Origin of the sequence: Pseudomonas sp. TWR3-1-1 (genome assembly GCF_049896545.1) — a bacterium.
GTDB classification, from domain to species: domain Bacteria; phylum Pseudomonadota; class Gammaproteobacteria; order Pseudomonadales; family Pseudomonadaceae; genus Aquipseudomonas; species Aquipseudomonas weihenstephanensis.
This window is the reverse complement of the sequence record NZ_JAFCUO010000001.1, coordinates 311,123-330,657: the sequence shown is the minus strand read 5'-3', so window position 1 is coordinate 330,657 and position 19,535 is coordinate 311,123. Positions and strand designations below refer to the sequence as shown.

Genomic DNA, 19,535 nt, shown 5'->3' with positions numbered 1-19,535 from the left:
ATACTTTCTGGAGGCAAAGGCCGTTGGCAATGGACCTCTGTTGGCGTTTGAACACGACCAACGGTAAAAATTCCATCTATTTCTCAAGCGCGTACAAACGGGTTGTTGCGCATTTCATCGCCCAGGCGAGTGTCGGGGCCATGGCCTGTAATCACTGTGGCGTCTTCGTCCAACGTGTACAGACGTTGCTTGATGGAACGTACGATAGTTGCCTGATCGCCACCCCACAAATCGGTTCGCCCTACCCCACGCCGAAATAACGTATCGCCCGCAATCAGCAATTTCGCATCGGCAAACCAAAAGCTCATGGAGCCGGGCGTATGTCCCGGTGTGTGCAGTGCGACACCACAGCCGCAAGCCAATTCTTCATCGTCTGAAAGCCAGCGATCCGGCGCGGGTACCGGCGTGTAGGGAACACCAAACAGCTCGCACTGCATCTTTAGGTTGTCCCACAAAAACTGGTCGTCCTTGTGCAGGTGCAACGTCGCGCCGGTCTTTTCCTTAAGCTGGCCAGACGCCAGAAAATGATCCAGATGCGCGTGCGTGTGAATAATGCTGACCACCTTCAATCCGTGTTTCTCAAGCCGCGCCAGGATCAATTCATGATCGCCACCCGGATCGACCACAATGGCCTTTTTAGTCACAGGATCGCCGATGATCGTGCAATTGCACTGTAACGGGCCGACGGGAAAGGTATCGCGGATCAAGGCTGTCGCAGCATTCATGATTCAAATATCCAAAGCAGATTAAAACGGTTCAAAACTTCACCCCGACACTCAATGCCATGAAGTCGCGGTCGCTCAACGTGTTGTAGCGCCCGCCAAAGAAATTGGTGTACGAGAGGCTGCTGGTGTAGGTGTTCTGGTATTGCGCATCAACGCCCACACTCACCGCTTTACGACCCTCTTCGAAGGTGGCAGACGGTCCGGGCGAGTAGCCGCTCACATCGTGGGACCACGCCACGTTCGGTTTGAGATTGATGCCCGGCAACACGCTGTTGTATTCCCACACAGCCCGTGCGCGATAGCCCCATGCGTTGGCGGTGGTAAAACCATCGTCACCCGCCTGCCCGAACACCGGATCGCGGCCGTAGCGCGCGTCTGAGCGGCTTTCGAGCCCGCCAACGTGGGTGATACCGACTTCGCCAATCAGAATCAGCCGATTGGCACCCATCGCATTGTCCAGAATGTGAGTCAGCGATGTCTGAAACTGGGTGATCTCTTTACGCCGATAGCCCGCCGAATCGCCTCCCGCTGTCACGCTCAAGGGCGACGCATCCGCCAAGCCTGGCAGCAGCGTCACATTGGCGTACAGCAAATCGTCGGTATTGAGTTGCACAGGCGCGTTGGGGCGATAGCTCAACTCACCTTTCCAGGCCGTGCCTGTGGACAAAGTGGTGGCGAAACTCACGCCGTACAAGCGGATGTCTTCAGGGTACTCAACGTAGTAACGGGCGTTGCCCGCCACGACCATCGGCGCTAAACCACCCGCAGCTGCCGCGGCGTTGTAAACCGACTGAGGGGCTGCACGCCCGCTGATGATCGGGTCGCGGCTGTGATAGTTCATGAAGAAGGCGCCGAACTCGGTGTCCAACGGGTCGAACAGGTAGTGCAAGGCCAGTCCGAACTGGCCACTGTTGCGTGCATTGCGATCAGCGTCGCGCCGCACCAGTACGCCCTCGCCGTTGACATCGACACCCACCGACGTCAGCGCCGCCAAATCAGCCACTTCCAAAGCCGAGCGCTTGCTCATCACCCGGTAATTAGCACTGCAACCATCGGCGATCACGTCCGACTGAGAAAAAAACGTACCGCAGTTGTCGACCTCCGACTGCTCCCAATCCAGCTGATAGAACGCCTCAACCGACAGTGTGTCCGTGAGGTTCTGCGATAGGTAGAAAAGATTGACCGGCACCAGACCGTCTTTGTATTCAGTGCCCGGTCGACGATAGGCCGCCATCTGCGTCGGGTTGATAGCATTTATACCGCCGCCGATAAACGCGCCTTCACCCCAGTTGACCACTTGCTTACCCAAACGCACGGCGCCTGGCTGATCGGCAATGACATAGTTGTGGTACACGAACGCGTCCAGCCACTGCGCGCCAGCCGACTGCGCTGATGCCTTGCGACCCTTGTCACTGATGTCTTTGAATGGGCGGCTGTCATCCTGCAGTTCGAAGTCGTACCAATACTTGCCGCGTACATAAAGACCGCTGTCGCCGTACTTCAACTCCAGGCCGTGAACACCCATCAACACTTTGGAGAAGGTTTGGCCGCGCTTGAAATTAAGACGGCCATCGTCCGAGATCTGCGAGTGACCGGTGCCACCGTTGTTGGCGCCGATCAGCGAATGATCGGCCTTGGCAGTGGACCAACTGGCGCCGATCGACAACTCGGAATCCAGCTGAACCTCAACATCGCCCACATTAGAACTCACGCCCCAGGCAGGCCCGGCGAGCGTCGCGGCGAAACTGACTGCCAGTGGCAGTTGGGCTCGGCGCCAGAACCGGTGGACTGAGGGCATTGATACTTCTCCGTGGGCACGTCGCAATAAGCCCGCAAGGATGAAGGAAAACCAGATTTTGACAAGATCAACGGTGACGCAGCACGCAGCGGCTAGGCAAACGAGGTCAATTGCCCCCGAATACGTTTTTTATCCAGCTTGCCGACGCTGGTTTTAGGGATTTCATCGACCAGCGCCAGGCTGGCCGGAATCGCCCACGGGCGGATCGTACCCGCGTCAACAAAGGGCTGGAGGTGAACTTTGAGCATCGCCGCGTCGAAATCAGCGTCGGCGGCCACGACCAGCATCGCTACCGGCCGCTCGCCCCACTGCGCATCCGGCACCCCGACCACAGCCACTTCACGCACGGCCGGGTGACGGCTGATCAGGTCTTCCAGCTCAAGCGATGACACCCATTCGCCGCCACTTTTTATGACGTCTTTGATCCGGTCACGGATGTCGATTTCGCCCCGACTGTCGAGGGTCGCCACGTCGCCGGTGTGCAGCCAGCCTTGCGCCCACAATTGCGCGCCTTTCTCGGGTTCATACAAATAGCTGCCGGTTAACCATGGGGCGCGCAGCACCAACTCACCTTGCGTTTCGCCATCGTGCGGGAGAAACCGCCCGTGCTCGTCAACAATGCCGACTTGCACCAATGGCCCGGGCACCCCGGCACGTATCCGGTGGCTAATGCGCTCTTCGGTTGAACCGGCCCAAGCCGCATCGTCCAGGTGTGCGCAAGACACCAGCGGCCCGGTTTCGGACATACCATAAGCCCCGGTCAACTCGATGCCGCGAGCCTTGGCCGCGCGGTACAGGGTGCGACTCAAAGCACTGCCGCCGACAATGATTTTCCACCCCTTGAAGTCAGTGCCCTGCGCGCCTTGGGCGTTAAGCAACATCTGCAAAATGGTGGGCACGCAATGAGAAAACGTCACCTGCTCGCGACGCCACAATGCCACCAACTGTTCAGGTTCGTAACGCCCCGGATACACCTGTTTAAGCCCCAACATTGTCGCCAGGTACGGCATGCCCCACGCATGCACATGGAACATCGGGGTGATCGGCATGTACACATCGCTGCTGCCCAACAGCCGCTCAGCCGGCACGCTGCCCAGGATCGTCGAAACACCCAGGGTGTGCAGCACTAACTGACGATGAGTGAAATACACCCCCTTGGGATTGCCGGTCGTGCCGGTGGTGTAAAAGGTCGTGGCTACCGAGTTCTCGTCGAAGTCTTCGAAGGCATAGTCAGGGCTGGCCGCTGCCAACAGTTGCTCGTATTCGCCAACGCAATCAGGCAACTGAGCCTCCTCCTGCGGGGTGTCGGTCAACAGCAGGGTTTTGTCGACGGTCAATAATTGCGGGGCGATGGACTGATACAGCGCGACGAAATCACTGTTGACCAGCACCAGGCGGTCTTGCGCGTGATTCATCGTGTAGAGGATTTGTTCGGGCGATAAACGGACGTTAATGGTGTGGACCACGGCGCCGAGCATCGGGATAGCAAACATGCACTCAAGGTAGCGATGGCTGTCCCAATCCATGACCGCCACCGTGTCACCCGCCTTGACCCCGGCGCGAGTCAGTACATTGGCCAGCCGGGCAATACGTTCATTGAGCGTGTCGTAGGTGTAGCGGCGCTGGTCGCGATAAACGATTTCACGCGAGGCTTCGTAGCGGCGCCCCGACCACAATAATTGCTTGATCAGCAGCGCAGCTGTATACGCCGCTGGAGTAGGCGCAATAACGCGAGTCTGCAACATGAATGACCCCCAATGAGTGAACGATCAGCGTCGTCTTGGGGTTAACTCTAGTCGCCCGCGAAAAAAACCCAATCATTCACAACCGTGATTGGGTTTCAAAACACGTCAGTTCATTTCGGTAAAGGCCAGTTTCACCCCCAGCGCGACCAGCACTGCGCCCATGGTGCGGTCAAACCAATGCCCCATACGTGCAAAACCGGTGCGCACACGCTGATGGCTAAACAGCATTGCCACCATGCAAAACCACAGCCCCGTGGCAACTGCCAGATACACGCCGTACCCCGCCTGAATCGACAACGGCGTGTGCGGGTTGATGACCACGGTGAACAACGACAAGAAGAACAACGTGGCCTTGGGGTTCAAACCATTGGTCACAAAGCCCGAGGTAAAGGCGCCGCGTGCGGTGCGCTCGCCCACCGGCAGGGCCGTGGCAAGCGCCGCCGGGTCAGCCGGTTTGGCCCGCAGTGCCTTGATACCGATGTACAGCAGGTAAGCGGCTGCCAGCCATTTCAAGGCGTTAAACAGCACAATCGACTGCGACACAATGATGCCGATACCCAGCAGCGAATACCCCACATGGACAAAAATCGCCGTGCCCACTCCGAACGCCGTAAACATGCCCGCGCGGCGACCGTGGGTCACACTTTCACGCACTACTACGGCAAAATCCGGCCCTGGGCTGGCCACCGCCAACAGGTGAATCAGGGCGACGGTCAAGAATTCTGTCCAATACATGCACGGCTCCATTACAAATTGTTTCTTCTGATAGTCTCGCCACATTACGCCTTCATTTCACAGTACAAAAGGTACAGTTGATGACGAACACTCACCGCGCCGTATTCCTCGATCACCCCTCACTGGACCTGGGCGATCTTGACCTCAGCCCCCTGCGCCAGTGTTTCAACGCGTTGCAGCTGTACACCGACACGACGCCAGCCAACGTGGTCGAACGCTTGCAAGGTGCCAGCGTGGTCATCAGCAATAAAATCCTGTTGAACGCCGACACCCTCGCCCAGTGTCCGGACCTGAAGCTGATTTTGGTCGCTGCCACGGGCACCAACAACATTGACCTTGAGGCTGCCCGGGCGCACGGCATGGTTGTCGCCAACTGCCAGGGTTACGGCACCCCCTCAGTGGCACAGCACACCTTGATGTTGCTGCTGGCACTGGCCACGCGCGTAATCGACTACCAAAAAGCCGTGTCCGCAGGCGAATGGCAAACCGCCAAACAATTCTGCCTGCTGGACTTCCCGATTGTTGAGCTAGAAGGCAAAACCCTCGGCCTGTTCGGTCATGGCGAACTGGGCAGCGCCGTGGCAAAACTGGCCGAAGCGTTTGGCATGCGCGTTTTGCTCGGGCAGATCCCGGGCCGCCCTGCTCGCCCCGATCGCTTGGCCCTGAACGAACTGCTGCCCCAGGTCGATGCCGTGACCTTTCACTGCCCGCTCAATGAGCACACGCATCACTTTATCGGCGCCCCGCAGTTGGCATTGCTCAAGCCCGGCGCCTTCGTCATCAACACCGCGCGCGGCGGGATGATCGACGAACAGGCCCTGGCCGATGCCTTGCGCAGTGGCCATTTAGGCGGTGCTGCCACCGACGTGTTAAGCGTTGAACCGCCACGCGACGGCAACCCGTTGCTGGCGGCTGACATCCCGCGTCTGATCATTACCCCGCACAGCGCCTGGGGCAGCCGCGAAGCCCGGCAGCGAATCGTGGGGCAATTAAGCGAAAACGCCCAAGCGTTCTTCAACGGTACAGCGCTGCGGGTCGTCAGTTGATAAACTGCGCCCCTTTTTGAGGAGCAGATTATGGATCCGCGCAGTGAAGTACTGCTTCGCCAGCCCGAATACTTTCAAGGTGAGGTGCTGTTAGTCGGCCTGCCGCCGGACGATTTGCTGGGCCAGTTACCCAATGCTCACGGTTGGTGCTGGCACGCAGGCGATCAAACCGCACTGGACGCCCGCTTTGCCGGGCGCGTGCACTTCGGGGTTGAATTACCCGAGCGCTCGTTTGACACCGCCGTGGTGTTTTTGCCCAAGTCCAAAGAACTGAGCGACTACGTCCTTAACGCCGTGGCCGCCCGCTTGCCCAATGCCGATGTGTTTTTGGTCGGTGAAAAGAAAGGGGGCATTGAAGGCGCATCCAAACAGCTGGCCGCGTTCGGCAAACCGCGCAAACTCGACAGCGCGCGGCATTGCCAACTGTGGCAAGTCACCGTGGACACCGCACCCGCCGCTCCTGTACTGGCCCAACTGGCGCAACATTACGAACTGCCGCTGGCCGAAGGTCCGCTCAACGTCGTCAGCTTGCCGGGCGTATTCAGCCACGGCCGTCTGGACCGTGGCAGTGCTTTGCTGCTCGAAAACCTCGACAAACTGCCCAGCGGCCATGTGCTGGACTTCGGCTGCGGTGCGGGCGTGCTCGGGGCCGCCGTCAAACGTCGCTATCCGCACAACACTGTCACGCTGCTCGACGTGGATGCATTCGCCACCGCCAGCAGCCGTTTGACATTGGCCGCCAATGGCCTGGAAGCCGAAGTGATTACCGGCGACGGTATTGATGCGGCGCCGATGGGTTTGAACTCAATTTTGAGCAACCCACCGTTCCATGTCGGCGTCCACACGGACTACCACGCCACCGAGAACTTGCTGAAAAAAGCGGTCAAACATCTGAAATCAGGTGGCGAACTTCGGATTGTTGCCAACAGCTTCCTGCGCTACCAGCCCCTGATCGAAGAGCACTTTGGCGCCTGCGCGGTCAAGGCCCAAGGCCAGGGATTTCGGATTTACAGCGCCAAGCGTCGATAAGACGATTTGAAAAACAAGGCTTGCCGGATCGGATTTGCATAGGCAGAATCCGCTCCGTCCTAGGGGAGTAGTCTCCTCTGAGCTTCACGCTCATCCGGCATACGTCAACATACTTGGTCAACAGACCATGGCGTATGCGACCCAGGTGTCCGCACAGACGGACTGGGGTTTGACAAGACCTATGACACGAACACCTTACCCGGGGCGGGAAGGCTGTACGTGTCATAGCCGTGTCGACCCGCCCCTGGAAACCACCTGATGATGCTCGACTCCTTACTTGTTCCTACTGCAATCGTTGCCTTGGCCGAAATCGGCGACAAGACGCAACTGCTCGCACTCATTCTCGCTGCGCGCTTTCGCAAGCCCTGGCCCATTATTGCCGGCATCGTGGTCGCGACCCTGGCCAACCATGCGGCGGCGGGTGCCGTTGGCGCCTGGTTCAGCACCTTCTTCAGCGATGCAATGCTGCACTGGATTCTTGCGGCGAGCTTTACCGCCACCGCCTTGTGGACGCTGGTGCCGGACAAGATGGACGACGACGAAGCCAGTACCGCACGCAAGTACGGCCCTTTCGTGACCACCCTGATCACTTTCTTCATTGCTGAAATCGGCGACAAGACCCAAGTGGCAACCGTCATGCTGGCGGCGCAGTACCCCGATTTGTGGCTGGTGATTATCGGCACCACGCTGGGCATGCTGATTGCCAACGTGCCAGTGGTATTGGCGGGTAATTTTGCGGCCGACAAACTACCGCTGACCCTGATCCGTCGCCTGGCTGCGGGGGCGTTTGTCGTCTTGGCTGCCGTGGCCGTGTACAAGGCCATGGTGATCAGTGGCTGGGTTTAAGCGCCCGGTTTGAAATCTGCCCTCACCCCCGCCCTCTACCAAAAGCAGAGGGCGGGGGTGAGAGGCCTGCCGTTACTGGGTTTTCGGCGCCTGTTGATAAAGCGGCATCACCTTGGGAATCGCCGCTTCCAATGCTGCAATCCGGCTGCTGGACGCCGGGTGAGTGCTCATGAATTCAGGTGGCGCGTTCTGCGACTCCTGAGCCATTTTCTGCCACAAGGTGATCGCAGCGTTCGGGTTGTAGCCCGCACGAGCCGCCAACTCAAGACCGATCAGATCCGCCTCGTTTTCGTTGCTGCGGCTGTTAGGCAAGGTCAGGCTGTAATTAACCACGGTATCGGCTAATTGCATGCTGTCTTGCCCCAAGCCCAACAACGCGCCCGCCCCCTGCTTGGCGATTTCAATGCCATAGGCTTTGGACATGGACTCGCGACCGTGTTCACGCAAGGCGTGAGCAATCTCATGACCCATGATCGCGGCGATTTCATCGTCGCTCAGCTTGAGCTGATCAATGATCCCGCTATAAAAGATGATTTTGCCGCCAGGGCCGCAGTTGGCGTTGAGTTCATCACTCTTGATCAGGTTGACCTCCCAATCCCATTGCGCAGCATCCGGGCGAAACGCCGGTGCCTGGGCAATCAGTCGGTTAGCGATGGCCTGCAAGCGTTTAGCGTTGGCGCTGGTTTTGTCCAATGCGCCTTTGGTATTCGCCTCGCTGACCGTTTGCTGGTACGACTGCGCGTACATCTGATCGACCTGCTGGCTGGAGAGCATGCTGAACATGTATTGCTTGCGCTCAACCCCGACCGCACCCGCCTTGGTCGTGTTGACCGCCTGACACCCGCCGAGCAACAGCCCTGCGCCGACCACGCACACTACCGCTAACTTACCCATCACGACTCTCCATAAAGATGGCGCGTATCGTAGCAGACACACCCCTCAACCCGGCGTCAGACATTCCGGCGCATTGAGTTTGGGATCATTGACCAGGTTGGCCAACGGCCGCTCACGCAGCGCCGATTGCGGGCTGGCCAGCAGGGCTTGCAACACATGCAGCGGGGTTTCGGGGTCCAGCCACGCCCGCTGACCCTCTTCGTCCAGAATCAACGGCCGCCGCTGACTGGCGGCCGCCTGAGTGATGACCGCAGTGCTCAACCACTCGTGACCTTCCACCGGATAGGCTTCCCAAATCGCTGCAAAAAACAGTGATGCACCTTCACCCGGTGTCAGCCAATACGGACGCTTACGCGTGGAGCCGCGCCATTCATAAAAGCCGTTGGCCGGCAGCAAACAGCGACGCTGACGAAAGGCATCACGAAACATGGGTTGTTCGGCCAGGGTCTCCGCGCGCGCATGCGCAGGCGTGCGGGACAGGTCAGTCAACCAGGCCGGAGTCAGGCCCCAACGCGCCCGGGCCAACGTGCGCTGATCCGGCTGCGCCCCCGCCCGCAGGATCAATACCGAGTCATTGGGCGAAATATTCCACTGCGCTTGCTGATCCGCCGGAAAACCGGGCAAAGCGGCAAATGCAGGATTCCAACGAAACAGGGCAAAACGTCCACACATGGGCCAGCACAACTCTTCTATATAGATAGCGGTGAAAAAACGGTCTTTTTAACAGACCAGCACATCCGGAAAACTCTCGGGCTCGTCGCCCGCTACGGGTGAGGCCGCATTGTACGCATCGATCAGCTCGCGCGCGTAAAGCGCTTGATCGTCGGCCACCGCCAAACCCAACAGCCCCAATGCCGGCAACTCGCCCATCCCACCCACCAGGTCACGCCCCTGAAGGCAGGCCGGTACGCCTTCGCTGGCGAGCATGCCCAACAACAGCTCGGCTTCCATCAAGCTTTGCGGCTCATAAATGCGCTGCATGGCCATTACTCGGTATCAGTGCGTACATCGAGCATCCACTCATCACCGTGAATCTGAAGCGTGAAGCAGATCGGTCGACGACACGCAGGGCAGTTTTCAATGTAGGTTTGATCGCCACCGGAAAGATCAAGCTGCGCATCTACCCGCTCACCGCAATAAGGGCAGTCGTACTGTTCGGTTTCATGCATCGCGGTCTCCAAAGTAACTTGTGCGTATAATCGCCGGTCTATTTGCAGGGCTATTATTTTTGGCCTGCCTTGTTTACTTACCCTAGCCGTTTCCAACAAGAGAGCATGATGGGCCAATTCGATACCATCCGACCTTACGACGACGCCGAAGTCCCAGCAGTGCTGGCCCGGCTGCTCAGCGACAAGGCGTTTCTAGATATCCTTACCCACTTTCGCTTCCCGCGCCTGGCTGGCGCTTTCGGCTGGCTGTTAAAACCTCTTATAGCGCATCGACTGCGAAAAGAGTTCGCAGGGGTTAACTCTGTCGCCTCATTACAAGACAAGGTCGAGGTCTACGTCGATCGCACGATTGAACACGCAACCGACGGCGTGACCTATACCGGCGTTGAAAACCTGAAGTCGGGCACCGCCTATCTGTTTTTGGCCAACCACCGCGACATCGTGATGGACCCGGCATTCGTCAACTACGCGGTCTACCATGCGGGCCTGCCGACGCCGCGCATCGCCATCGGCGATAACTTGCTGCAAAAACCCTTTGTCAGCGACCTGATGCGCCTGAACAAGAGCTTCATCGTGCACCGCTCGATCACAGGTCGCCGCGAAAAACTCGCGGCTTACCAATTGCTGTCGGCGTACATCAACCATTCGATCCGCAACGATGGTGTGTCCATCTGGATTGCTCAAGCCGAAGGCCGTGCAAAAGACGGTGACGACCGCACTGACTCGGCAATCCTCAAGATGTTTCACATGAGCCGTAAAAGCGAACCCTTCGGCGAAGTCATTCAATCACTGAACATGACCCCGGTGTCGATCAGCTATGAATACGACCCGTGTGATCAGGCCAAAGCGCGTGAACTGTACATCCGCGCCACAACCGGCACGTACAGCAAGGCACCGGGCGAAGATGACACCAGCATCGCCAACGGCATCACCGGCTACAAAGGCCGGGTACACGTAAACTTCGCAGCGCCGATCACTGATGTTTTCGAAGACAGCAAACTGCTGGCCGCCGAAATGGATCGTCAGATCCTGACGGGATACCGACTGTTCCCCGCGCATTACCTGGCCTACGCGCAATGGGCCGAAGCTGACCCGCAATTGCAGGTGCCGGTGGCGAGCGACGTGTTCCCCGCCGATGAACTGGCCAAGGCCCATCAGGAATGGCAACGCCGCCTGGACGCCTGCCCGGTAGAACACCGGCCCTATCTGGTGCTGCAATATGCAATGCCGGTACGCAACCAATACCGCATCAAGGCTGGTCTGGCGCTTTAATCTCCACCCTTAAAGTGTGCTGTCACCGTATCGTCTTCCAGAGAGGTCATTCTGTGGCCCCTCTAGACCGACACGGAGTTTGTCATGCTGCACGCCGAAAACCAGGACCACCTTTATCGCATTACGCCCAACGATGAGCAGCAGGCGCTGATCGAAGGTTTAGCGTTCAACGTTCAGGATCGTCACTGGCTGGTGTATTGCGCGCTGAGTGGTCACACCCATGCCGACCTGCCCGAACTGGATATGCTCACCGGCGTCAGTCAACTTGAGTTGTATGCGCAAGCTGCCTGAACCCTGCGCGCACAAAAAAGCCCGAACTCAACGAGTTCGGGCTTTTTGCTGTTGAACGGTTACTCGCCCAGCAGACGACCTACCGACGGGTCTTTAAACACGCGGGTCAGGGCATCGCTCAGTACATCGCTCACCAGTTTGGTATTGGTTTCCTGATTCGGTGCCATACCGAAGCGCTGGTCAAGGGACGCGCCATAACGACCACTGTAGGTGCGGCCGCCATTCTTCACGTCAGAACGGAAGGTTGCGCCAATGGTCGCTTCAGTCACGTACATCGAGTCCTTTGGCGACTGATACTTCAGCTCAGCCAGGGTCACGGTCAGTTGCGGGGCATTCATCGCATTGGTCGTCGGGGTGTAGCCCAACAAACGCACAGCGGCTTCAGCCTGGGCTTGCAGTTTCGGGATCAGGTCCGCACTGCTGACACTGATGGCGCTGGTCTCAGGGTACATGCCACCGCGCGTGCCCAAGGTGGGGGACGGACGGCCATCCACCACTCGCACCACCACAGGCTGACCGCGACCGACCGGTGCGAGCTGCGTGGTCAGTTTTGGTTGCGGGCTAAGTTGTTGCGGGCTGTGGGCGCAGCCGACCAGGGTCAAACTGGTCACAGTGATCAAACCGAACAACAGGCGTTGCAACATGCTCATCTCTCCAGGACTGGGTAAAACCGGCCGCCAGTATAGCGGTGCTGCGCACCTGTGAACCAGCCGCTTGCTGTCACTGGTCTGTCATGGCCGATACATCAGTGCGTCATGTCTGCGTGGCAATGTTCTACACATTCACTCAAGAGGGACTTGCCATGAGCTGGCTAGGGTTGTTACTGAGCGTTACTCGCCCACATCGCTGCTTTGTCCGTCTGGATGCATCAGGCCGCTGCCAGGCCTTTAAACAATGCATAAAGCCTCCGGCTGGCGACAACTGGGTCGAAATTGAAGAAGTTCGCCTCAATTGGTTGCACCAGGTATTACCCGCTAACGCCCGCGTGGCCTCGCCTGCAACGCGCTCAAGGGTGCAACCGCTGTTAGGTGTTTGACTCAAACACCAATAAAAGTCATTTAACAGGATCAATTGCCCGCGTTTCTTCGCTACAATCTCCCCCCGATTATAAGGACGTCTCCTGATCGGGCCTCGCAACACCGCTAATACGCGTGTATTGGCACCCCAAACCGCCCACAGAGAGCCGCCCACACAGATTGTGTAGAGCCGGCGCGCTTGCTGTTGATCGTGCACACCCCTCTAAACAATCTGCAGAGCTGCCATGCTGCTCGGCCACTGCGTTCGCCCGTTTTGCCGCACCTGTATTGCAGGTCGTTCACGGGTTTGGTGCCAGGCATGCGGCAGCCCTTTTTTGAGGTTCACGTCTTCAAAAGAGCGTGAAAAAAACGGGTTTTCACAACTTCACAAGAGTGTGGCGAGCAAATGAAAAGTTTTGCGTCTGAACATGCACCATTAGCGTCTGTTACTGCCCCATCCAGCAGGTTCGAAGTCAGCTTTACCGCACAAGACTGAAACCTGTCCGCCTTACGGATTTGGTTGCACAAACGGACGCTCTTGACCTTAAGTCGAATTGCCTCCGGCGCCCTGAAATGCGTTCATATGAACCTTCAAGGCCCGGTTGGTGGCGTCCGCTGAAGCAGCAAGCAATTGCGATGAATCGGACATGGCGATCCTGGCCACGCGTGACCTGAGGCTCTACCTGATCCACGCCTCGGAACACCTGGCAGCTATGCCGTCAATTTGGTGCCGTAGATTTTGGAGACGCGTTAATGGCGCATAACGAAGCAGTCGATGTAGTACTGGTTGGAGCGGGCATCATGAGTGCCACCCTCGCCGTACTGCTCAAAGAGCTCGACCCCGGCATGTCGCTGGAAGTAGTAGAGCAGATGGACTCAGGCGCTGCGGAGAGTTCCAACCCGTGGAACAACGCTGGCACCGGCCATGCCGGACTGTGCGAATTGAACTACACGCCGCAAGCGGCTGACGGTTCGATCGACATCAAAAAAGCGGTGCATATCAATGCCCAGTTCGAAGTCTCGAAACAGTTTTGGGCCTATTTGGCGCAACAAGGGACCTTCGGTTCGTGCAAATCCTTCATTAGCCCAGTTCCTCACCTGAGCTACGTGCAAGGCGAAAAAGGTGTGTCCTTCCTGAAAAAACGTTTTGAGGTGCTGAGCAAGCACCATGCGTTTGCCGACATGGAATACACCGAAGACAAAGCCAAAATGGCCGAATGGATGCCGCTGATGATGCCGGGCCGCCCTGCGGACGAAGTCATCTCGGCGACCCGTGTGATGCACGGCACCGACGTCAATTTCGGCGCCCTGACCAAGCAATTGCTCAAGCATCTGGCCAGCGCTCCCGACACCCAGATCAAATACAGCAAGAAAGTCACCGGCCTCAAGCGTAATGGCAGCGGCTGGACCGTGAGCATCAAAGACATCAACAGCGGCAACACGCGCCACATTGATGCCAAGTTCGTGTTCTTGGGCGCCGGTGGCGCGGCCTTGCCGCTGCTGCAAGCCTCGGGCATCGAAGAAAGCAAAGGTTACGGCGGCTTCCCGGTCAGTGGCCAGTGGCTGCGTTGCGACAATCCGGAGGTGGTCAAGCTTCACCAGGCCAAGGTTTACAGCCAGGCAGCCGTGGGTTCGCCACCGATGTCAGTGCCGCACCTGGACACCCGTGTGGTTGATGGCAAAAAGTCGCTGCTGTTCGGGCCGTATGCCGGTTTCACCACTAAGTTCCTCAAGCACGGCTCGTTCCTTGACCTGCCGATGTCGATCCGTCTGGGCAACATCGGCCCCATGCTCGCCGTCGCTCGCGACAACATGGACCTGACCAAGTACCTGGTCAGTGAAGTACGCCAATCAATGGAGCAGCGCCTCGAATCCCTGCGTCGCTTTTATCCACAGGCCAAAGCCGAAGACTGGCGCCTTGAGATTGCGGGCCAGCGGGTTCAGATCATCAAAAAGGACCCGAAAAAAGGCGGCGTGCTGCAATTTGGTACTGAGCTGGTGGCGGCCAAAGACGGCTCGCTGGCTGCGCTGCTGGGCGCCTCCCCCGGTGCCTCGGTGACGGTTTCGATCATGCTTGACCTGATCGAGCGCTGCTTCGCGCAACGAGCTACAGGCGAATGGGCCACCAAGCTCAAGGAAATTTTCCCGGCACGGGAAAAAACCCTGGAGACAGACGCCGAGCTGTACCGCGAAATCAGCACACGTAATTCGCAACTGCTTGAGCTGGTCGAACCGAGCAACAGCATCGCATAAGGCCGCTTGATGTAAGCAGCCCACAAAGCCCTCGCCCCTTTTTGGGGCGCGGGCTTTTTTGTTGCACCGCAAAAGCGCATGACAGGCGCAACGCCTATTTCATGGTGAACAACACCCGGCTGCCGCCATTACTGACAAAGTCATCGTCGTCTGTGATTGCGATCAAATCGGCCCCACACACGCTCGCAACCTGCCCCATAGACTTGGCATAAACCCGACGGTTTATGTTGGCGCTTCCCGGCTCAAGGTGACTGAAGCCGAACCCGCACACGCGCTCCCCTTGCTGATAGCTAAACGACTCATTGCCCCGCGACTGCGGCAGGTAATAGGTCAATTCCTGGCTGTGTCCCGGCTCAATCACAAAGTCATGTCCCGTCGCCTGCGTGTTGTCGAGCCACGAGAAATCTTTGCCCGGTGAGATCGCTGCGGACGTCGCATTATGAATTTCGACCTCCAGTATTTCGTCAATGGCCAGCGCGGCCGAACCCAGCCCGCCAAGCAGCAGACCCAAAAAAAGGCGGGCCAAAAAATCAGGGATTCGTTTCATGGTAGAAGTCCTTTTCAGTAGAAGGGCTCATCGTCCTGATGAGCGGTTAACAGGCTAACTGTCGATTTGAGTATTGTTCGCCCACGCAAAAGCGCCCCGCCGCAAACGGTGCAAGCGGCGTGGGATGGGTCTTTAAACACTAGAGGGAATAAGCGCGGCGGCATCCGGCGGCAACGCCGCCGTCAAATCAAGTCACGCCATGCTGAAAAATCGCGCAGGTGAAATTGACGATTGCTGTGCAATCGGACGTCGCCTTAGGCAACGGCTACGCGTTGCGAGCAGTCTCGATCAGTTGGATATAGTCGGCCGCGTTGCGCTGGTCCTTGATGATGTCGACGAAGGTTTGGCCGTGTTCGTCTTTACCATCCAGGTCGTAGCCCGCTTCTTTGAAAAAGGTCAGGAAACGTTCGAAATCATCAATACGCAAACCACGGTACGCTTTGACCAGTTTATGCAGCGAAGGTGAAGTGGCGTCCACAGGCTCGAAGTCGAGGAACAACTTGATCTGTTCATCGCCAATCTCATCACCAATCAACTGCTTCTTATCTTTACGCATGTCCGACTCCAGCTTGCTGATACTTCACGGGGCACGCAGTTTACCCAAGCCTCAGCGCGCACGCACGCTGCCGGTGTGCAAGTCGGCCCAGATATGACCATTGGCGTACGTCAGAAACTGGCAATAGAGCGTGTCGTTACGCAGCAAATCCATGACCACCCGATACTGGGCGACCGGGTATGACAGCGTCAGGGTTTTGGTCTTACTGTCGAAGGCGGGCTTTTTCAGGCTTTTACTTTCACCATCGAACGAAATCAACACCTCACGCACTGTGGCGCCCTGACTCATCGGCTTACCTTTCAAGCGCACCAACAATGGCGACGTCACCGGAATCGGCTGTTGATTGGACTGGCGCTGGCTGCCCACTACGACGGAATAAGAGGTGACCAGCATCAGCTGTTGCTGATCGGGTTTCTCGGTGCGCAATTGCAGGTCATCGGCAGGCAAAAACTGCGCATGCAAAGGCGAAGTGCTCACGGGCGCGGCCGCCAAAGGCAGACTGGCCACCAACACAAAAGAGGCAACACAACGGGTTAAACGGCTCATGACCAGCTCCGAGAGACGAAGCCAGCACTCTAGCATGGGCTCGCGCTGTAAACCGGTCTGCGCGACCGGTTTCACAGAGGCGTACAACCTGAGTGCAGGTTGACTCAGCGGCGCACGGGGCGCTTTTGCAATTTGCGTTGCAAGGTCCGGCGGTGCATGCCCAATGCGCGGGCAGTGGCGGAGATATTGCCTTCGTGCTCACCCAGTACGCGCTGGATGTGCTCCCACTGCAAGCGGTCAACCGACATGGGGTTATCCGGCACCAGCGCATCCAGATCGGCGTGCTGGCTCAGCAGTGCCGCGAGCACGTCATCGGCGTCGGCGGGTTTGCACAGGTAGTTGCAGGCGCCGCGCTTGATGGCCTCAACAGCGGTGGCGATGCTCGAATAACCGGTGAGGATCACCACGCGCATTTCCGGGTCAAGTTCCAGCAATTTAGGCAGCAAAACCAACCCCGAATCGCCGTCCATTTTCAGGTCCAGCGCGGCATAGTCGGGAAGGTCCTGCTGGGCCAGTAACAGCCCCTCTTCGGCAGAGCCTGCGGTGCTCACGCGAAAACCGCGTCGGCTCATGGCGCGTGCCATCACGCGGGTGAACGTGGCGTCGTCGTCAACCAGCAGCAAATGCGGCAGTTCTTCGCCTTCGACCTGAATTTCTTCACTCATTTTCGTTTCCTCGGGCGACACGGGGCAGGCGCAGCTCGGTGAGCGTGCCGCCATCCTCGTGACTGTAGAGTTTTACCGAGCCACCAGCGCGTGTCACGCTGGCTTTGCTCAAGAATAGGCCCAGGCCGAAACCTTTGCCCTTGGTGGTAAAAAAGGGTTTGCCAATTTGTTCGGCGATGGCCAACGGTACACCTGCACCGTGGTCACGAATACTGATGGTCAAATCCACAGCATCCCAATCCACGGTCACTTCAAGCCCTTCCGGGCAGGCATCCGCCGCGTTATTGAGCAGGTTAAGCAGCGCCTGGGTTAAATCGGGCGGCGGTGCCAGACGCGGGATCGGCGCATGGCCCAGGCACTGAAAGCGATACGTCGCTTCGGGGCGCATCAAATGCCAGCGATTGAGTGCTTCATCCAGCCATTGAGTGACGTCCTGCACCTCAACCGCCAGACGACGATTGGCTTCGGCTGCGCGCACCAATTGTTGCAAGGTTTGCTTGCACAGCTGGACCTGGTCTTGCAGCACGCTCAGGTCGTCTTGCAAGTCTGGATCAGGGTGTTCGCGGCGCATCTCTTTGATCAGCACACTCATGGTCGACAACGGTGTACCCAGCTCGTGAGCAGCGCCAGCGGCTTGGGTGGCCACGGCCAAAAGTTGCTTGTCTCGCAGACCTTCTTCACGGCGCAAGGCTCGCAGTTCCTCTTGACGACGCAGCTCTTCGGCCATTTTGGCGGCGAAGAACGTGATCACGGCAGCCGACAAGGCAAAACTCAGCCACATGCCGTAGATCTGTAGTTTTTCGCGGAAGAACGCAACGGTGTCCAGGGGATAGGATTGCACCAGCAGCAAGGTGTACAGCGCCAGCGCGATCCCCGACAGCACCACCGAAAACCGCCACGGCAGCGTGACCGCAGCAATGGTCAGCGGCACCAGGTAATACGAAACAAACGGGTTGGTGGAGCCGCCCGAAAAATACAGCAAGGCACTGTGGATAAACAGATCACAGGCCAGTTGCAACGCGTATTCCAACTCGGTCACCGGCCACGTGGTGCGCAACCGGATCGCGGTAAAAGCACACAACAGCATCGAGCAGCCGAGGGTCACGCAGAGCTGAAACCAGGGCAGCGGCAACAAATCAAACAGGTAGGCGATCCCCACCGAACCCGCTTGAGCAGCGAGCACCAAGGTGCGGATAAGCGTAAGGCGCCAGAGGTTCTGACGTGTCGCAGACATTAACTGTACGGGGGCGAGCATGAGCTCTCCTGATGAGCGCTCCAGGCGGATCGCCGGGAGTATAACCAAGCTGATGGCACCACAGGCAAACGTGCGGCAATGAGCCACAGTGTTTTTTTACAGAATACGGCTACTCACGCGCCTGGTTTGAGCGGACAACCCCGTCCATGCCTTCACGAGCGTTGGCGCCTTGACACCTGGGTATATGTATCAAAAATGTAATCGGGCGAACTGAAATCCATTTATCAGAGTCTTATTGCTCAGACGCAGGCCTGCATGACCACACCTGCGTACCTCACCCAAGGAGCCTTCATGTCTATGTTCCCTCGTACTGCCGCCCTTCTGACCCTGAGCATTGGCGCACTGGCCAGTCTGCCCGCGCTGGCCGCCGATGACCTGCATTACAACCAGATCTCGTTGCGCGCCGAAGCCAGCCAGGAAGTGCCGCGCGATCTGATGATCGTGACCTTGTACACCGAAGCGCAAAACACCGACGCCGCCAAGCTGGCCGCAGAAATCACCACCGCCATGAACAAGGCGATTGGCCAGGCCAAGCAGGTTAAAGACGTGACGTTGCGCCAGGGCAGCCGTAACAGCTACCCGATCTACGACAACAAAACCCAGAAGATCACGGGCTGGCGTGAACGCGCCGAACTGCGCCTGGAAAGTGCAGACTTCGCAGCCCTGTCCAAGCTCACCGGCGACCTGATGCAAACCCTGAAAATGGGCAACATGCAATTCGCGGTCGGTAATGCTGCGCGCAAAACCAGTGAAGACACCCTGCTCAAAGATGCCGTGAATGCGTTCAAGACTCGCGCGCAACTGGCCACCGATGCGCTGGGCGGCAAGGGTTACAAAATCGTCAGCCTGAACCTCAACAGCAACGGTTATCCGCAACCCTACATGCGCAGCGCGATGATGATGAAAGCCGCTTCTGCTGACATGGCGGCGGCACCCACCCCAGACGTTGAGGCGGGCACCAGCGAAGTCAGCATGAGCGCTGACGGGGTGATTGAAGTGCAAATGCAATAACGCCCTTCCCCCCCTTGAAAAAGCCCCTGAAGCGGCTGCGCTCCAGGGGCTTTTTCGTAGGCGAAAAAGCCTAAGACACGTCTGAATCAATATAAAGATATGACTTACACAGTTAATCGTTATCAGCTGACATCTT

General features: G+C 58.0%; 22 protein-coding genes and 1 riboswitch. Of the genes, 8 read left to right on the top strand and 14 right to left on the bottom strand.

Annotation, left to right across the window (positions count from 1 at the left end; all coding sequences use genetic code 11):
• Nucleotides 1-83: 83 nt before the first annotated feature.
• The 4 genes from ACP7A4_RS01630 to ACP7A4_RS01615 form a co-directional block, all read right to left on the bottom strand.
• A complete protein-coding gene (locus tag ACP7A4_RS01630; RefSeq protein WP_059765113.1) occupies nt 84-725 on the bottom strand; it encodes an MBL fold metallo-hydrolase in 642 nt (213 codons plus the stop codon).
• Nucleotides 726-756: 31 nt separating this feature from the next.
• Nucleotides 757-2,523 (bottom strand): DUF1302 domain-containing protein, encoded by a 1,767-nt coding sequence (locus ACP7A4_RS01625; protein ID WP_426245275.1) that lies wholly within the window; start codon nt 2,521-2,523, stop codon nt 757-759.
• Nucleotides 2,524-2,615: 92 nt separating this feature from the next.
• The gene (locus ACP7A4_RS01620) at nt 2,616-4,268 is read right to left on the bottom strand and encodes a fatty acid--CoA ligase (RefSeq protein WP_426245273.1); all 1,653 of its coding nucleotides are present in this window, start codon (nt 4,266-4,268) and stop codon (nt 2,616-2,618) included.
• A 105-nt stretch (nt 4,269-4,373) separates the two neighbouring features.
• Nucleotides 4,374-5,003: a LysE family translocator gene (locus tag ACP7A4_RS01615; protein ID WP_048362535.1), complete on the bottom strand. Its 630-nt coding sequence runs from the start codon at nt 5,001-5,003 to the stop codon at nt 4,374-4,376.
• An 80-nt stretch (nt 5,004-5,083) separates the two neighbouring features.
• Here ACP7A4_RS01615 and ACP7A4_RS01610 point away from each other — a divergent pair, with 80 nt between their 5' ends.
• The 3 genes from ACP7A4_RS01610 (at nt 5,084) to ACP7A4_RS01600 (ending at nt 7,924) form a co-directional block, all read left to right on the top strand.
• On the top strand, nt 5,084-6,049 hold the full coding sequence (locus tag ACP7A4_RS01610; protein WP_426245271.1) for a 2-hydroxyacid dehydrogenase: 966 nt from the start codon (nt 5,084-5,086) through the stop codon (nt 6,047-6,049).
• A 30-nt stretch (nt 6,050-6,079) separates the two neighbouring features.
• The gene (locus ACP7A4_RS01605; protein WP_426245269.1) at nt 6,080-7,078 is read left to right on the top strand and encodes a methyltransferase; all 999 of its coding nucleotides are present in this window, start codon (nt 6,080-6,082) and stop codon (nt 7,076-7,078) included.
• Between the two features lie 49 nt (nt 7,079-7,127).
• Nucleotides 7,128-7,248, top strand: a riboswitch (yybP-ykoY riboswitch).
• Nucleotides 7,249-7,339: 91 nt separating this feature from the next.
• Nucleotides 7,340-7,924: a TMEM165/GDT1 family protein gene (locus ACP7A4_RS01600; RefSeq protein ID WP_048363013.1), complete on the top strand. Its 585-nt coding sequence runs from the start codon at nt 7,340-7,342 to the stop codon at nt 7,922-7,924.
• A gap of 72 nt (nt 7,925-7,996) precedes the next feature.
• On the opposite strand, the gene ACP7A4_RS01595 is transcribed toward ACP7A4_RS01600, so the two are convergent.
• The 4 genes from ACP7A4_RS01595 to ACP7A4_RS01580 are packed head-to-tail and all read right to left on the bottom strand — an operon-like array spanning nt 7,997 to nt 9,987.
• Complete coding sequence (locus tag ACP7A4_RS01595; RefSeq protein WP_059765121.1) at nt 7,997-8,818, bottom strand: M48 family metallopeptidase; 822 nt, start codon at nt 8,816-8,818, stop codon at nt 7,997-7,999.
• Nucleotides 8,819-8,863: 45 nt separating this feature from the next.
• Entirely contained in the window at nt 8,864-9,490 is a 627-nt protein-coding gene (locus ACP7A4_RS01590) for an SOS response-associated peptidase (RefSeq protein ID WP_059765123.1), read from the bottom strand.
• A 48-nt stretch (nt 9,491-9,538) separates the two neighbouring features.
• A complete protein-coding gene (locus ACP7A4_RS01585) occupies nt 9,539-9,799 on the bottom strand; it encodes a putative signal transducing protein (RefSeq protein ID WP_059765127.1) in 261 nt (86 codons plus the stop codon).
• Between the two features lie 5 nt (nt 9,800-9,804).
• Nucleotides 9,805-9,987 (bottom strand): CPXCG motif-containing cysteine-rich protein, encoded by a 183-nt coding sequence (locus ACP7A4_RS01580; protein WP_426245266.1) that lies wholly within the window; start codon nt 9,985-9,987, stop codon nt 9,805-9,807.
• Between the two features lie 108 nt (nt 9,988-10,095).
• Between ACP7A4_RS01580 and ACP7A4_RS01575 the strand changes: the two genes are divergently transcribed.
• Both ACP7A4_RS01575 and ACP7A4_RS01570 read left to right on the top strand, forming a co-directional pair.
• Nucleotides 10,096-11,259 (top strand): 1-acyl-sn-glycerol-3-phosphate acyltransferase, encoded by a 1,164-nt coding sequence (locus ACP7A4_RS01575; RefSeq protein ID WP_426245264.1) that lies wholly within the window; start codon nt 10,096-10,098, stop codon nt 11,257-11,259.
• Nucleotides 11,260-11,343: 84 nt separating this feature from the next.
• Nucleotides 11,344-11,550, top strand: a complete 207-nt coding sequence (locus ACP7A4_RS01570; RefSeq protein WP_048362527.1) for a hypothetical protein — start codon at nt 11,344-11,346, stop codon at nt 11,548-11,550.
• Between the two features lie 59 nt (nt 11,551-11,609).
• On the opposite strand, the gene ACP7A4_RS01565 is transcribed toward ACP7A4_RS01570, so the two are convergent.
• Nucleotides 11,610-12,194 (bottom strand): YajG family lipoprotein, encoded by a 585-nt coding sequence (locus ACP7A4_RS01565; protein ID WP_047273725.1) that lies wholly within the window; start codon nt 12,192-12,194, stop codon nt 11,610-11,612.
• Between the two features lie 158 nt (nt 12,195-12,352).
• On the opposite strand from ACP7A4_RS01565, the gene ACP7A4_RS01560 reads away from it, so the two are divergent.
• Both ACP7A4_RS01560 and mqo read left to right on the top strand, forming a co-directional pair.
• Nucleotides 12,353-12,586 carry a hypothetical protein gene (locus ACP7A4_RS01560; protein WP_238938276.1) on the top strand — a complete coding sequence of 78 codons (234 nt, stop codon included), beginning with the start codon at nt 12,353-12,355 and terminating at the stop codon, nt 12,584-12,586.
• Between the two features lie 733 nt (nt 12,587-13,319).
• Nucleotides 13,320-14,819 carry a malate dehydrogenase (quinone) gene (mqo, locus tag ACP7A4_RS01555; RefSeq protein ID WP_048362525.1) on the top strand — a complete coding sequence of 500 codons (1,500 nt, stop codon included), beginning with the start codon at nt 13,320-13,322 and terminating at the stop codon, nt 14,817-14,819.
• A 94-nt stretch (nt 14,820-14,913) separates the two neighbouring features.
• Here mqo and ACP7A4_RS01550 read toward each other — a convergent pair whose 3' ends face one another.
• The 5 genes from ACP7A4_RS01550 to ACP7A4_RS01530 all read right to left on the bottom strand — a co-directional run bounded on the left by ACP7A4_RS01550 (nt 14,914) and on the right by ACP7A4_RS01530 (nt 18,388).
• Nucleotides 14,914-15,366 carry a hypothetical protein gene (locus ACP7A4_RS01550; protein WP_426245261.1) on the bottom strand — a complete coding sequence of 151 codons (453 nt, stop codon included), beginning with the start codon at nt 15,364-15,366 and terminating at the stop codon, nt 14,914-14,916.
• A gap of 265 nt (nt 15,367-15,631) precedes the next feature.
• Nucleotides 15,632-15,922, bottom strand: a complete 291-nt coding sequence (locus ACP7A4_RS01545; RefSeq protein WP_048362523.1) for a PA4642 family protein — start codon at nt 15,920-15,922, stop codon at nt 15,632-15,634.
• Nucleotides 15,923-15,973: 51 nt separating this feature from the next.
• Nucleotides 15,974-16,468: a hypothetical protein gene (locus tag ACP7A4_RS01540; protein WP_426245259.1), complete on the bottom strand. Its 495-nt coding sequence runs from the start codon at nt 16,466-16,468 to the stop codon at nt 15,974-15,976.
• A 104-nt stretch (nt 16,469-16,572) separates the two neighbouring features.
• Nucleotides 16,573-17,133 carry a response regulator transcription factor gene (locus ACP7A4_RS01535; RefSeq protein WP_059765145.1) on the bottom strand — a complete coding sequence of 187 codons (561 nt, stop codon included), beginning with the start codon at nt 17,131-17,133 and terminating at the stop codon, nt 16,573-16,575.
• The gene (locus ACP7A4_RS01530) at nt 17,126-18,388 is read right to left on the bottom strand and encodes an ATP-binding protein (RefSeq protein ID WP_059765147.1); all 1,263 of its coding nucleotides are present in this window, start codon (nt 18,386-18,388) and stop codon (nt 17,126-17,128) included. Before ACP7A4_RS01530 ends, ACP7A4_RS01535 begins: the two co-directional genes overlap by 8 nt.
• Before the next feature lie 291 nt (nt 18,389-18,679).
• On the opposite strand from ACP7A4_RS01530, the gene ACP7A4_RS01525 reads away from it, so the two are divergent.
• Entirely contained in the window at nt 18,680-19,399 is a 720-nt protein-coding gene (locus ACP7A4_RS01525) for an SIMPL domain-containing protein (RefSeq protein WP_426245256.1), read from the top strand.
• The last annotated feature ends 136 nt before the right edge of the window (nt 19,400-19,535 follow it).

What these genes read in the sequence shown, in the direction of transcription:
- ACP7A4_RS01560 (WP_238938276.1), top strand. Translation starts at nt 12,353, where the DNA reads ATGAGCTGGCTAGGGTTGTTACTGAGCGTTACTCGCCCACATCGCTGC.
- ACP7A4_RS01530 (WP_059765147.1), bottom strand. Translation starts at nt 18,388, where the DNA reads ATGCTCGCCCCCGTACAGTTAATGTCTGCGACACGTCAGAACCTCTGG.
- ACP7A4_RS01575 (WP_426245264.1), top strand. Translation starts at nt 10,096, where the DNA reads ATGGGCCAATTCGATACCATCCGACCTTACGACGACGCCGAAGTCCCA.
- ACP7A4_RS01545 (WP_048362523.1), bottom strand. Translation starts at nt 15,922, where the DNA reads ATGCGTAAAGATAAGAAGCAGTTGATTGGTGATGAGATTGGCGATGAA.
- ACP7A4_RS01580 (WP_426245266.1), bottom strand. Translation starts at nt 9,987, where the DNA reads ATGCATGAAACCGAACAGTACGACTGCCCTTATTGCGGTGAGCGGGTA.
- ACP7A4_RS01610 (WP_426245271.1), top strand. Translation starts at nt 5,084, where the DNA reads ATGACGAACACTCACCGCGCCGTATTCCTCGATCACCCCTCACTGGAC.
- ACP7A4_RS01630 (WP_059765113.1), bottom strand. Translation starts at nt 725, where the DNA reads ATGAATGCTGCGACAGCCTTGATCCGCGATACCTTTCCCGTCGGCCCG.
- ACP7A4_RS01535 (WP_059765145.1), bottom strand. Translation starts at nt 17,133, where the DNA reads ATGAGTGAAGAAATTCAGGTCGAAGGCGAAGAACTGCCGCATTTGCTG.
- ACP7A4_RS01595 (WP_059765121.1), bottom strand. Translation starts at nt 8,818, where the DNA reads ATGGGTAAGTTAGCGGTAGTGTGCGTGGTCGGCGCAGGGCTGTTGCTC.
- ACP7A4_RS01605 (WP_426245269.1), top strand. Translation starts at nt 6,080, where the DNA reads ATGGATCCGCGCAGTGAAGTACTGCTTCGCCAGCCCGAATACTTTCAA.
- ACP7A4_RS01570 (WP_048362527.1), top strand. Translation starts at nt 11,344, where the DNA reads ATGCTGCACGCCGAAAACCAGGACCACCTTTATCGCATTACGCCCAAC.
- ACP7A4_RS01565 (WP_047273725.1), bottom strand. Translation starts at nt 12,194, where the DNA reads ATGTTGCAACGCCTGTTGTTCGGTTTGATCACTGTGACCAGTTTGACC.
- ACP7A4_RS01585 (WP_059765127.1), bottom strand. Translation starts at nt 9,799, where the DNA reads ATGCAGCGCATTTATGAGCCGCAAAGCTTGATGGAAGCCGAGCTGTTG.
- ACP7A4_RS01625 (WP_426245275.1), bottom strand. Translation starts at nt 2,523, where the DNA reads ATGCCCTCAGTCCACCGGTTCTGGCGCCGAGCCCAACTGCCACTGGCA.
- ACP7A4_RS01540 (WP_426245259.1), bottom strand. Translation starts at nt 16,468, where the DNA reads ATGAGCCGTTTAACCCGTTGTGTTGCCTCTTTTGTGTTGGTGGCCAGT.
- ACP7A4_RS01615 (WP_048362535.1), bottom strand. Translation starts at nt 5,003, where the DNA reads ATGTATTGGACAGAATTCTTGACCGTCGCCCTGATTCACCTGTTGGCG.
- ACP7A4_RS01590 (WP_059765123.1), bottom strand. Translation starts at nt 9,490, where the DNA reads ATGTGTGGACGTTTTGCCCTGTTTCGTTGGAATCCTGCATTTGCCGCT.
- ACP7A4_RS01600 (WP_048363013.1), top strand. Translation starts at nt 7,340, where the DNA reads ATGCTCGACTCCTTACTTGTTCCTACTGCAATCGTTGCCTTGGCCGAA.
- mqo (WP_048362525.1), top strand. Translation starts at nt 13,320, where the DNA reads ATGGCGCATAACGAAGCAGTCGATGTAGTACTGGTTGGAGCGGGCATC.
- ACP7A4_RS01620 (WP_426245273.1), bottom strand. Translation starts at nt 4,268, where the DNA reads ATGTTGCAGACTCGCGTTATTGCGCCTACTCCAGCGGCGTATACAGCT.
- ACP7A4_RS01550 (WP_426245261.1), bottom strand. Translation starts at nt 15,366, where the DNA reads ATGAAACGAATCCCTGATTTTTTGGCCCGCCTTTTTTTGGGTCTGCTG.
- ACP7A4_RS01525 (WP_426245256.1), top strand. Translation starts at nt 18,680, where the DNA reads ATGTCTATGTTCCCTCGTACTGCCGCCCTTCTGACCCTGAGCATTGGC.